This window comes from Methylobacterium sp. GC_Met_3 (assembly GCF_026540775.1).
Taxonomy (GTDB): domain Bacteria; phylum Pseudomonadota; class Alphaproteobacteria; order Rhizobiales; family Beijerinckiaceae; genus Methylobacterium.
In genome coordinates, this window is the sequence record NZ_JALNUL010000034.1 from 34253 (window position 1) to 45814 (window position 11562).

The window sequence follows — 11562 nt, forward strand, 5'->3', positions numbered from 1 at the left end:
GTCGCCGTCAATCGCGATTTCAGCCCCGTGGCCATTCCCGGATGTCGACGAAGCGTCCGGCCACCGCCGCCGCCGCCGCCATTGCGGGCGAGACCAGATGCGTGCGCCCGCGCGGACCCTGGCGGCCCTCGAAATTGCGGTTCGAGGTCGAGGCGCAGCGCTCGCCCGGCCGCAGTTTGTCCGGGTTCATGCCGAGGCACATGGAGCAGCCCGGCTCGCGCCAGTCGAAGCCCGCCGCCTTCAGGATCTTGTCGAGACCCTCGGCCTCGGCCTGCGCCTTCACGAGGCCCGAACCCGGCACGATCATGGCCGAGACGCCGTCGTGTACCTTCCGGTCGCCGACCACCCGCGCGACCTCGCGCAGATCCTCGATTCGGCCATTGGTGCAGGAGCCGATGAAGATCCGGTCGAGGGTGATGTCGGTGATCCGGGTACCCGGCGTCAGGCCCATATAGGCCAGCGCCTTCTCCTTGGATTGACGCTTGTTCTCGTCGGCGATCTCGGACGGGTCCGGCACGCGGCCCTGGACCGAGATCACGTCCTCGGGGCTGGTGCCCCAGCTGACGATCGGCGGCAGGTTGGCGGCGTCGAGGCGCACCTCGCGGTCGAAGAAAGCGCCTTCGTCCGTGACGAGGCTCTCCCAGTGGCGGCACGCCGCTTCGAACGCCGCGCCCTTCGGGGCCTTCGGTCGGTCCTTCACGTACGCAAAGGTCGTGGCGTCGGGCGCCACAAGGCCGGCGCGGGCACCGCCCTCGATCGACATGTTGCAGATCGTCATCCGCCCCTCCATCGAGAGGGCGCGGATCGCCTCGCCGGCATATTCGATCACGTGGCCGGTGCCGCCCGCGGTGCCGATCTCGCCGATGATCGCCAGGATGATGTCCTTGGCGGTCACGCCCGGCGGCAGGGTATTGTCGACGGTGACGCGCATGTTCCTGGCCTTGCGCTGCACCAGCGTCTGGGTGGCCAGCACGTGCTCGACCTCCGAGGTGCCGATGCCGTGCGCCAGCGACCCGAAGGCGCCGTGCGTCGAGGTGTGGGAATCGCCGCACACGATGGTCTGGCCCGGCAGCGTGAAGCCCTGCTCCGGCCCGATGATGTGGACGATGCCCTGGCGCCGGTCGAGGGCGTCGTAGAACTCGATGCCGAAGTCGCGCACGTTCTCGGCCAGAGCCTCGAGCTGAGTCCGGCTCTCGGGATCCTCGATGCCCTGGCTGCGGTCGGACGTCTGGACGTTGTGATCGACCACCGCCAGCGTCTTCTCCGGGTGGCGGACCTTGCGGCCGGCCGTGCGAAGGCCCTCGAACGCCTGCGGGCTCGTGACTTCGTGAACGAGGTGCCGGTCGATGTAGAGGAGGCTGGAGCCGTCCGGCTGAACATCGACGACGTGGTCGTCCCAGATCTTATCGTAGAGGGTGCGCGGGCTGGTCATCGGTCTTCGTCTTCGACGTTGGGGCGGTGCAGAATTCTCGCGATGGTGCGGCTTCCTTAGTAGGCATCGCGGTGGGTTTGCGAAAGAGGCGAGCCCCGCCCCTGTCATATGGCCGCCCGGCGCCGGCGGGCGGATGTCACGGGCCGCGCCGGATCCCGCTGGCTTTGCACCCCGTCGAGGCCCTATGCCGGGATGGGGGAGCCGGCCGTGCCGCCGAACGGTCGAAGGTGGGAGTGTGCGATGCCTGATGCGCCGGCCGAGATCCTGTTCCTGCGGAAGATGCACCCGCTGGTGGAGGCGGCCTTCGAAGGGCGGCACATCGTCCATCGGCTCGCCGGTGCCGCGGATCCCGACGCCCTGCTCGCCGAGGTCGGATCGAGGATCCGAGCCTTGGTCGTCGGCGGCGGGGCCGATGCCGCCTTGATGGACCGGCTGCCGAAGCTCGAACTCATCGCCAATTTCGGTGTCGGGTACGACGCGGTCGATGCCGTGGCGGCGCAGCAGCGTGGCGTGGTCGTCACCAACACGCCCGACGTGCTCACCGACGAGGTGGCCGACCTCGCGATCGGGCTCACCCTCGCCACCCTGCGGCGGCTTCCGCAGGCCGACCGCTACCTGCGCGCCGGCCACTGGCCCAAGGCCCCCTTCCCGCTCACCGCCTCGCTGCGCGGGCGGCGCGTCGGCATCCTCGGGCTCGGACGGATCGGGCGGGCGATCGCCCGGCGGCTGGAGAGTTTCGGCGTCGCGATCGACTATCACGGCCGGCGCCGGCAGGCGGACGTGCCCTACACCTATCACGACAGCCTGATCGGGATGGCCAAGGCGGTCCACATCCTGATCGTGGTCGCCCCCGGCGGCCCCGAGACCCGCGGCCTGATCGATGCCGCCGTGCTGGAGGCGCTGGGGCCGGAGGGCATCCTGATCAACGTGGCGCGGGGCACCCTGGTCGACGAGGCGGCGCTCACCGCCGCCCTCAAGGCCGGCACGATCCTGGGGGCCGGCCTCGACGTGTTCGAGAACGAGCCGCACGTGCCGGAGGATCTCGCCGCCCTCGACAACACGGTGCTCCTGCCACATGTCGGCTCGGCCTCCGAGCACACCCGCGCGGCGATGGCCCAGCTCGTCGTCGACAACGTCGTCTCGTGGTTCGAGGGGCGGGGACCACTGACGCCCGTCGCCGAGACGCCGTGGAGACCGAAATCGTGAAGCCGGCTTCGGCTGCCCTGCTCGCCGCCCTCACCCTGTCGCCGTGGCCCGCTGCGGCGCAGGATGCCCCGGATGCGCCGCCCGAGGCGGCACCTTTGGAGACGCCTGCCGCGCCGCCCGCCCTGCCGACTCTCCCTGAGAGGCTCGGCGAGGCTCCGGGCACCTGGGATCTGTCGCGTGATGGGACCAACCGGCGCTGCGTGATGACGCTGGCCCTCGACAGCGGCGACGCTGGCCGGCGCCTGCGCTTCCCCGCGGGTTGCCGGCGGGCCCTGCCGATCATGAACGGGATCGCCGGATGGCTGTTCGTCAATGACGGCGTGAGCTTGGTCGACAAGAACGTCCGCCCGATCCTCGAATTCGTCCGGCGCTCCGACAAGCGCAGCCTCGTCGCCAAGCTGGAGAACGGCGAGCACTACAGCCTCGTGCCGCTCGACACCGTGGGCATGCGTCCGGCCGCCGCGGCAGCCGCGGAGGCAGAGCCGACCGCCGCGACGTCCCCCGCCCCCTCCCCGCTTCAGGCGGCAGCGCCCCTTCCGGCCGAGCTGCAGCCCTCGGCGACCGCCACGGCCGTGGCGCCCGGCCCGGCGCCGGGGCTCTACACCCTCGACCGGTTTCAGGAGCGCGATACCTGCCGGCTCACGCTCGATGCGGCGGGCGGCGGCGTCCACGTCGTTCCCGGTTGCCACGATGGCGGCCTGGAAGTGTTCGATCCGGTCCGCTGGCGCTACGCCAACGGCCGGATGACCCTCACGGCCAAGCGCGGCCACAGCATCGACCTCGTGCCGAGCGGTGATGGCCGCTGGCGGCGCGATCCGGAGGTCGGCACGACCTTCGTGCTGCGCCGCGTGGAGTAGACGCTACAGCGACGAATTCCGGCCGTCCTGAACCGGCAGCATCCGCTCCAGAAGGCCGTCGCGACGGATGATCAGGTGCCACGCGGTGCCGGCGATGTGCAGGAGCACCAGGGCGTAGACGAACCACTGCCCGACGAGGTGGATCGATTCGGCGATTCGTTGGGGTCCCTCGTCCTTGGTCAGGCCCGGAATCGTGAACAGCCAAAAGTACGGCGTGTCGCGGCCCGAGAAGGCGCTCAGCAGGTACCCGCTGATCGGCATGATCAGGAAGATCGCGTAGAGCAGAAAGTGGTTGACCCGCCCGATCAGCGTCAGGAGCCGCGGCGCCTGGGGATCCGGCGGGGCGGGCCGGACCATGCGCCAGACGATCCGCAGGACCACGATCGCCAGGATCGTCAGGCCAACCGACTTGTGCAGGACGAACATGGTGCCCTTGGCGGGCGCGGGCGGCAGGCTGATCGCCACCCAGGCCAGCGGCAGGACGGCCAGGAACAGGCCGGCCGTCAGCCAGTGCAGGGCCTGCGCGACCGGGTTGTAGCGCGGCATCCCGGTGGCCGTGACGTAAGTCGCGGGCAGCGCGGTCGGCGCGGCCTTACCAACCGAGATCGGAGAACCTGACATGATCCCTCGCGCATGAGCGTGGCTCGTCTCAGCACCTAGGGCCGGCTGCGACCCCGGGGAGTGCGTGATCGCATCGCTTTCGCGTGTGGTTTCGAGGCGTCGATTGGACGAGGGTGCGAGTCGGATGTCTGGCGCATCGCCCCTATACGAATAACCTCAGCGCGCGTTCAGAACGGCCACATCCACCGGCCGCGCCACGTCGATCAGTGCCGCGAGTTCCGCCGCCGCCGATCCGATCCGGGCCGCGACCGTCCGGTCCAGGATCTGGCCGTCGACGATATCGTCGGAGCCGGCATAGACCGAGGTCGGCGCCACGTGCGCGGCGAAGAAGCCGAACAGGGGCCGCAGGCTGTGCTCGACCACCAGGGCATGGCGCAGGCCGCCCCCCGTGGCGGTGATCGCCACCGGCATTCCCGCCATCCGGGCCGGATCCACGAAGTCGAACACGTGCTTGAACAACCCGGCGTAACCGCCCTGATAGACGGGCGTTCCGACGATCAGCGCATCTGCACCCTCGATCGCTTCGATCAGTTGCGCGGCCGAGGCCGACAATCCGTCGCGCTGCGTCGCGCCGAGGCCCGGGCCGGCATCGATCAGGTCGTAGACCGTCAGGTCGATCCGGCGCAGGCGGCCGAGTTCGGCCCCGAGCGCCTCGACCAGGATGCGGGTCCGGGACGGGCGCTTGGCGCTTCCCGAGAAGGCGACGACGCGGGCGGAATGCGGCATGGCGCTCGACTGCATATTCATCGGATAACCTTCCGCGGCGGGACGCCCGGGTTCGGGACGTCGAACGATCTGGCGCCTGCCCGACACGCCGCGTGGGCCAAGGCGAGGGTAGCGCATTTCGGTCCCGGAAGAACCCTCGGCGCGTCGGCGCGCCGCGATTGGGTGAATCGATCGGGACGTTTGCCGATGGCAATCCTCATGGACGCAACCGCCAGACGTGGCTGCGCTTGATCTCGGTGTCTTCCAGGGATCGCGAGACGGGAACCGCGTAGGTCGCGAGACACTCGAGGCGGTCGCGCGGTAGGTAGGTGCGGCCCGGATCGCCGATCAGGACCTGAATCCCGCGCGCCTGCAAGCCACAGAGCCACGCCGTCACCGCCGCGGCGAGGTCACGCTCGTAGAAGACGTCGGCTGCCAGAACGAGATCGACCTCGGGTTCCGTCCCCAGGAGGTTGTCGGAGACCGGCTCGATCCGGCCCGCCACGTCGTTGGCGGCGGCATTCAGGCGGATCGCCGCCATGGCGAACGGGTCGAGGTCGCTGGCGGTGACGTGCCGGGCGCCGGCCTGCGCCGCGGCGATCGCCACGAGGCCGGAGCCCGACGCGAAGTCGATGATCCGGGCGCCGGTTACGCGGTCCGGATTGTCGAGGATGTAGCGGGCCAGCGCCTGACCGCCCGCCCAAGCGAAGGCCCAGAAGGGCGGCGGCAGGCCAATCGCCTCCAACTCTTCCTCGGTCTTCTCCCACAGGGCGGTCGCCTCGTCCGCGACATGGAGCCGGATCTCGGGGGCGTGGGGCACCGGCAGCAGGCGGGTGTTGGCCCGGATGAAGCCGGCGGGATCGTCGGGCGGGCGCATCCTCAACCTTCCAGCAGGTCGCGCCACAGGGCGCAGACGGCCTCGGTCACCGCAGCCTCGGTGAAGCCGCCCGCCTCGATCCGCGCCCGCGCCGCATCGCCGAGACTCGCCACGAGGGTGGGGTCGCGGCTCAGCCGAACCAAGGCCCGTGCCAGTGCCGGCGCGTCGTCCGGCGGGACCAGCAGTCCCTCGACGCCGTCGCGCACGAGGCTGCGGCAGCCCGGGACATCCGAGGCGACCAACGCCCGGCCGCAGGCGGCGGCCTCCAGCAGCGTGCGCGGCAGGCCCTCCCCGCCCCGGGACGGCAGGCAGGCGACGTGGTGGGACGCCCATGCGGCGGGCACATCGGCGGTGGGCCCGTGCCATGCGACGCCGTCGCGGCTCCAGTCCCGCAGCGTCGCCTCGGCGATCGCGCGCCGGTTCGACGGATCCGGCGCGCCGTAGAGATCGAGCTCGATGGGGGCGCCCTGGGCGTGGGCGAGGCGGACGGCTTCCACCGCGACGTCGACACCCTTCGACCACAGCATGCGCGCGACCAGGGCGACGCGCAGGGGCGGCATCGGCGGCAAAGGGTGTGGCCGGTAGGCGGCGGGGTCGACTCCGGCGCCGCCGATGACGGTGACCGCCTGATCCAGCGGGTCGAGGCCCAGCGCCCGGGCGTCGTCCGGGTTCTCGAACAGGAAGCGGGTGCGCGAAGAGGCGAGCGGGCCGCGGATCAAGCCCCGGAGGGCGAGCCGCGCCGCGTAGCCCAGCCGGTCGCTGCGGGCGCCCATGAGTCCGAGGCCGGTCAGCGCGTAGACCCGCGCCGGGATGCCGGCCATCGCGGCGGCGGTGCCGCCGACCAGGATCCCGCGCAGCGCGATGCAGTGGACGATGTCGACCTGGAGCGCCTTCAGGATCCCGGCGAGCTGCCCGGCCGCGTAGCCGGCGGCCATGGGATTGAGGCTCGAACGCTCCGCCTCCAGGGGCACGACCCTGGCGCCGGTCGCCTCGATGGCGGTGCGGTGGGCGCGCACCCGTGTGACCACGGTGACCGACAGGCCCATGGCGATGGCGGCCCGCGCCATCGGCAGGAAGTGCGAGGCGAAGAACCAGTCCTCCGTCACCACGAAGGCGATGCGGCGCATCGGTGCGGGCAGGTTTTCGGGGGCGGCAGGCGTCATCGCAGCCCTCTAGCACGCCGCGGCGGATCGGCCTGCGGCGGATGCGCAGGCCAGGAACAGGGCTCGCGCACCGCCGGTTGACCGAGGCCTTCTAGCCGGCGGCGTATGCGGGAGGAACGGGTGATGGCGGCGGTCGAAACGGTCGAAGGTGGCGGGACCCTGCGCGAAGCGGCGGAGGAGGCCGGGCTGGCCTACGTCGATGACGGCCGGCCGGGTCTGACCCGCAAGCGCAGCGGCACCGGCTTCCGCTATCTCGACGCGCGGGGCGCCCCGGTGCGCGACAAGGCGGTGCTGACCCGCATCAAGTCGCTTGCCATCCCCCCGGCCTACACGGACGTCTGGATCTGCCCCCGCCGCAACGGCCACATCCAGGCGACCGGCCGGGACGCCAAGGGGCGCAAGCAGTACCGCTACCATCCGGATTTCCGGCAGGCGCGCGAAGCCAACAAGTTCGCACGGATCATGGCCTTCGCGGATGCCCTGCCGCGTATCCGCCAGCGGGTCGATGCCGACATGAAGCGGTCCGGGCTTCCGCGCGAGAAGGTGCTCGGCACGGTCGTCCACCTGCTGGAGACAACCCTGATCCGTGTCGGCAACGACGATTACGCGCGCACCAACAAGAGCTACGGGCTCACCACCCTGCGCGACCCGCATGTCCGCATCGAAGGATCCGCCCTGTCGTTCCGCTTCAAGGGCAAGAGCGGCAAGACCTGGGACGTGTCCTTGAAGGACCGCCGCGTCGCCCGGATCGTGAAGGCCTGCCAGGACCTGCCCGGGCAGGAGCTGTTCCAGTACATCGACGCGGACGGCACGCAGCGCGACGTCACCTCTTCGGACGTGAACGCGTATCTGCGCGAGATCACGGGCGAGGATTTCACCGCCAAGGATTTCCGCACCTGGGCCGGCACGGTGCTGGCCGCCCTTGCGCTCCGCGCCTTCGAGAGCTTCGACAGCGACGCGGCCGCCAAGCGTAATGTCCGGGCCGCGATCGAGAGCGTGGCGGGGCGCCTGGGCAACACGCCGACCATCTGCCGCAAGTGCTACATCCATCCGCAAGTCCTCGACTGCTACATGGAAGGGGGCCTGCTCGAGCACGTGAAGGATGTCGTCGAGTCCGAGCTGAGTGAGGATCTCTCCAGCCTCCGATCGGAGGAAGCTGCCGTCCTCGCGCTGCTCCAGGCCCGGCTCTCCGCGAGCGAGGGCAAGGCGGGGGGCGGCAAGCCGGTCAGGCCGGCCGCCAAGCGGGGTTCTCAGGGACGGAAGGCGCGGCCCAGGGCTACGGCCTCCAAGGTTTCAGCCACCAAGGCTTCAGCCATCAAGGCTGCGGCCGCCAAGGCGGAACTCCCGTCGCCGGCCGGAGCCGACGCACGCGTCGGTGCCGAGGCGCGGGTCGGTGCCGCCTGAGTCGGCGACACCCTGCGCGGTCTCACGGTTTCCGATCAGTGCCGGGACTGGATGGTGTTGCTGGGCGACCGCCGGTCGGCGTTACGTCGGACCTGATCGGCCGTGTCCACGACCGGGGCCAGCCCGAGCTGGCGTGCCAGGGAAACGAGGTCCTTCAGGCGTCCGGTCTGGGTCTTGCGCCGCAGGTTGAGCCGGTGCGTCTCGACCGTGCGGACGCTGAGCGCGAGGCGCCGGGCCACTTCCTTGTTGCTGAAACCCGAGCTGAGGAAGCGCAGCACCTCCGCCTCGCGCGGCGTCAGCCCAAGGCTGTCGGCCGGCTCGTTGGACAGCGCCAGGGGCTGCTCCGGCGGAACCAGACAGTCCGAGCCCTCTGCGAGGGCGAGGAGCGCCGCCGCGAGTTCGCGCGGGGACTTCGAGCGCGCCACGAAGGCGTCGGCGCCTGCGGTCAGCAGGGCGCGGAGATCGTCGGCCGTCAGTGCACCGAACACCACCAGGGTGCGCAGGCGCGGCTGCCGCTCCTTGAGATCGACGATGTGTGCGATCCCGTCGGCGAGCCGGATCTCGTCGAGGAAGACCAGGGCGACCGCGTGCTCGGTATTGGTGAACTCCAGATCGGCCTCGCCGATCGTATGGAATTCCGGCATGTGTTCCAGGGTAGCGCGGACAGTCGCGCTCAGGTCCTGCGGCTCATCCAGGATCAGGACGCCAACGGCGGTACTCATTGCCTCGCACTCCACTCTCCCGGCTCGATACAGACGTCCGGGATCGGAGGCTAAGTTCCAAGAACTGTTCCACCACGAATTCAGAAATATTAAGCTTTATATCGGCATATATGCCGCCAAATCAGGTGATTTTAATCAGGCCGCGTCCCGTTCTGGGATCGAGCTGCGGTATGCTTAATTGCAGCGTTCCGATTTGGGGCAGCGTCGCTGGCTCATTACGCGACGACTGGCATCGCGTGGTCCGAAGACGCCACGACACGGTTCCGCCCGCCGCTTTTGGCTGCGTAGAGGGCAATATCCGCACGCTTCATCAAGGCTTCGACGCTGTCCCCGTCGATCCAGCTGCTGACGCCGAAGCTGCAACTCAGCGTGGCGGTCGCGTTGCCCGCGCGAATCCGAAGGTCCTGCACACTCGCACGCAGGCGCTCGGCCCACGCCGTCGCATCCGCGATGCAGCATCCCGGCAGGATCAGGGCGAATTCCTCTCCGCCGAGCCGACCACCGATACCGCCGCCGGCGATCAGATCGGCCACGGCCGTGATCGCGAGATCGCCGACATCGTGCCCGTACCGGTCGTTGATGCGCTTGAAGTGATCGATGTCGGCCAGGATCGCCGAGACGCCGCCCGGCCGGCCATTCTGAGCTGCGGCGATGCGGGCCCGGTTGAAGAACGCGCGGCGATTCAGGGCGCCGGTCAGCGGGTCCGTCTCGGCGAGGCGGATCAGCTCTTCCTGCATGGTGGTCAAGCGCTCGGCCGCGCGCAGCCGCGCGTTCAGCTCCTCGGCGCTCGGCGGCTTCTCGATGAAGTCGTCGGCACCGCTGTCCAGCGCCTCGGCGAGGCTGCGGACGTTGCGGATCGACGACATCGTGATGACGTGCAGAGGCCCCCGCTCCTCTGCGAGCAACCGCGCGGACCAGCACAATTCGAGCCCGCAGAGCGGCCGGACCTCAAGGCTGGTGATGAGGACACGCACGGCCGGCGTGCCTTTCAGAAACGCGAGCGCCTGGGCTGAATCCGTGAAGGCGTGCACGGTGTGGCCCCGGGGCTCGATCAACGACGTGATGATCTGAAGAACGACCCGGCTCGAATCGACGATAACGATCTGCATGGCGTGACCTGGACACGATATCCGCAGTCTGGCGCAGAAGACTTAACCCACCACAAACGGGCCAGATAATAATATGAGCGTAGCAATAACTACCCCGGATCAGCGCTATATCATTGTTCGCGGACGACTTTGGCGCTGCGCGAACCCCGATCTTTCGCCGGAGCGTCGATCGGATCTGGTGGCCGATCTGATGGCGGCTCGCCGTTCCGTGAAGGCGGCCAAGCAGTCCGAGCGCGAGGGCGCGTCCGGCGCCGCCGAGGCCCTGAAAGCGGCCCGCGCGGCGGTCGATGCCGCCAAGGTGGGACTGGGCGAGCGGGGACCGGTCTGGTGGCGCGACGGGGCGCTCGATCTCAACCGGCATCTGGTGCGTACCACGCCCTACGCGGACTGGTACGCCGCGCTCAGCGACGGGGAACCCGGACCGCGATGATCTGGGCTCCGGCCGTCCGCTCCTCGGCCACCGCCCCGAGGCGCTGGCGACCCTTCGCGCCGGCCGCCTGGATCACCGTCAGCATCGGCCGAGCCGTCGGGGCAGCTGCGATTCCGGAGACCGTGGGAACACCGTAGGTGCCGTAGCTCCAGGGTGACGGGACGATCTCTGAGGGCCGCGGCACGCGGGTCAGGGGCGCCCCGATATAGTCGCCCTGCACGAACTCCCCGGCGAAGCCGTACCCATCTGCGTAGGGCGTTGGACCTCCGAAGCCCTGGGCCGCAGCGGGCGTGGCCAGGATGAAGGCCATGAGCGGCAGGATCGTCCGGATCGCCATGGGCCGGGTCCACTCCGTCGAAAGGCGCGGGTCGCGCAGGATGCAGGGGCAACCGGGTCCACCCCACACCGTTCCGCGGCTCCAGCCGCGAAGACTGCTTAACGCCGGACGACTTGGGTAGGCTCAGCGGCAGGTGGTGATGCGACGGACGACCCAGCCCTCACCCTCGATCCACAGACGGCGACGGGCCCGGCTGCAGCTGGCTTCGTCGTCGCGGTCCACGCCCGCAATGGCGTGCGCCTGCGGGCTGGCATCGGCGACCTTGGTCTCGACCGGATCCGTCGCGGCCTGGGCCGTCGCGGTGGCAAGGAGAAGCGCGGCTGCGGCTGCGCCGAGTGCGGTCGTGCGAAATGTCATGATGGAGAGAGTGCCCTGCGGCCGTACTGCGGGATTGATGCAGAAATGCGCGGCCGACCGTTTCGGTTTCATCGCAAGCGGGGGCGCTTAGATTTCCCTGCAATCGCCGTTAAGGAGATCGGGCCCAGACGCGACGGCGCCCTGCAGATGCCCCGGCTCGGGGATTGCCGCGCTTGGTCCACGCTGCGAGGGTCCGGAAGCCAGGGTTTATGAGCAAGCCGAAACCGCCGACCAACGCGCTTCTGACGCCGGAGAAGCGGACCGAGGACGTCGATCAGACGATCCGTCCGCTGAGCCTGGCCGAGTTCATCGGCCAGCGCGCGGCCCGGGCCAACATGCAGA

At 69.8% G+C, this 11562-nt stretch carries 13 protein-coding genes and 1 pseudogene; 5 read left to right on the forward strand and 9 right to left on the reverse strand.

The annotated features are described in order from the left end of the window. Positions 1 to 19 precede the first annotated feature (19 nt). A complete protein-coding gene (gene leuC, locus OXS27_RS24950; RefSeq protein ID WP_243917863.1) occupies positions 20 to 1432 on the reverse strand; it encodes a 3-isopropylmalate dehydratase large subunit in 1413 nt (470 codons plus the stop codon). A 240-nt stretch (positions 1433 to 1672) separates the two neighbouring features. Between leuC and OXS27_RS24955 the strand changes: the two genes are divergently transcribed. Together OXS27_RS24955 and OXS27_RS24960 are read left to right on the forward strand one after the other, a co-directional pair. Then, complete coding sequence (locus OXS27_RS24955) at positions 1673 to 2638, forward strand: 2-hydroxyacid dehydrogenase (protein WP_243917865.1); 966 nt, start codon at positions 1673 to 1675, stop codon at positions 2636 to 2638. Beyond that, positions 2620 to 3495 carry an AprI/Inh family metalloprotease inhibitor gene (locus OXS27_RS24960; RefSeq protein WP_267359525.1) on the forward strand — a complete coding sequence of 292 codons (876 nt, stop codon included), beginning with the start codon at positions 2620 to 2622 and terminating at the stop codon, positions 3493 to 3495. The genes OXS27_RS24955 and OXS27_RS24960 overlap by 19 nt, the downstream gene beginning before the upstream one ends. A 3-nt stretch (positions 3496 to 3498) precedes the next feature. Here OXS27_RS24960 and OXS27_RS24965 read toward each other — a convergent pair whose 3' ends face one another. From OXS27_RS24965 to OXS27_RS24980, 4 genes are all read right to left on the reverse strand, one after another. Beyond that, positions 3499 to 4116: a cytochrome b gene (locus OXS27_RS24965; protein ID WP_267359527.1), complete on the reverse strand. Its 618-nt coding sequence runs from the start codon at positions 4114 to 4116 to the stop codon at positions 3499 to 3501. Positions 4117 to 4272: 156 nt separating this feature from the next. Next, positions 4273 to 4863: an NAD(P)H-dependent oxidoreductase gene (locus OXS27_RS24970; RefSeq protein ID WP_267359529.1), complete on the reverse strand. Its 591-nt coding sequence runs from the start codon at positions 4861 to 4863 to the stop codon at positions 4273 to 4275. Between the two features lie 175 nt (positions 4864 to 5038). Further along, positions 5039 to 5698, reverse strand: a complete 660-nt coding sequence (locus OXS27_RS24975; RefSeq protein ID WP_267359531.1) for a methyltransferase — start codon at positions 5696 to 5698, stop codon at positions 5039 to 5041. Positions 5699 to 5700: 2 nt separating this feature from the next. Continuing rightward, positions 5701 to 6861, reverse strand: a complete 1161-nt coding sequence (locus tag OXS27_RS24980; RefSeq protein WP_267359533.1) for a glycosyltransferase family 4 protein — start codon at positions 6859 to 6861, stop codon at positions 5701 to 5703. Positions 6862 to 6984: 123 nt separating this feature from the next. On the opposite strand from OXS27_RS24980, the gene OXS27_RS24985 reads away from it, so the two are divergent. Continuing rightward, complete coding sequence (locus OXS27_RS24985) at positions 6985 to 8265, forward strand: DNA topoisomerase IB (protein WP_267359535.1); 1281 nt, start codon at positions 6985 to 6987, stop codon at positions 8263 to 8265. A gap of 35 nt (positions 8266 to 8300) precedes the next feature. Here the strand turns inward: OXS27_RS24985 and OXS27_RS24990 are convergent, their stop codons facing one another. Next, a complete protein-coding gene (locus OXS27_RS24990; protein ID WP_267359537.1) occupies positions 8301 to 8987 on the reverse strand; it encodes a response regulator transcription factor in 687 nt (228 codons plus the stop codon). Between the two features lie 215 nt (positions 8988 to 9202). Further along, positions 9203 to 10096: a diguanylate cyclase gene (locus OXS27_RS24995; RefSeq protein ID WP_267359539.1), complete on the reverse strand. Its 894-nt coding sequence runs from the start codon at positions 10094 to 10096 to the stop codon at positions 9203 to 9205. 73 nt (positions 10097 to 10169) lie between these two features. Here OXS27_RS24995 and OXS27_RS25000 point away from each other — a divergent pair, with 73 nt between their 5' ends. Continuing rightward, entirely contained in the window at positions 10170 to 10526 is a 357-nt protein-coding gene (locus OXS27_RS25000) for a hypothetical protein (RefSeq protein WP_267359542.1), read from the forward strand. On the opposite strand, the gene OXS27_RS25005 is transcribed toward OXS27_RS25000, so the two are convergent. After that, positions 10498 to 10863, reverse strand: coding sequence for a hypothetical protein (locus OXS27_RS25005; protein ID WP_267359544.1), 366 nt, complete (start codon positions 10861 to 10863; stop codon positions 10498 to 10500). The two genes, OXS27_RS25000 and OXS27_RS25005, sit on opposite strands and share 29 nt — an antisense overlap. Positions 10864 to 10986: 123 nt before the next feature. After that, positions 10987 to 11220 carry a hypothetical protein gene (locus OXS27_RS25010; RefSeq protein ID WP_267359546.1) on the reverse strand — a complete coding sequence of 78 codons (234 nt, stop codon included), beginning with the start codon at positions 11218 to 11220 and terminating at the stop codon, positions 10987 to 10989. A 209-nt stretch (positions 11221 to 11429) separates the two neighbouring features. On the opposite strand from OXS27_RS25010, the pseudogene OXS27_RS25015 reads away from it, so the two are divergent. Further along, a pseudogene (locus tag OXS27_RS25015) lies at positions 11430 to 11562 on the forward strand (Holliday junction branch migration DNA helicase RuvB); the annotation flags it as partial.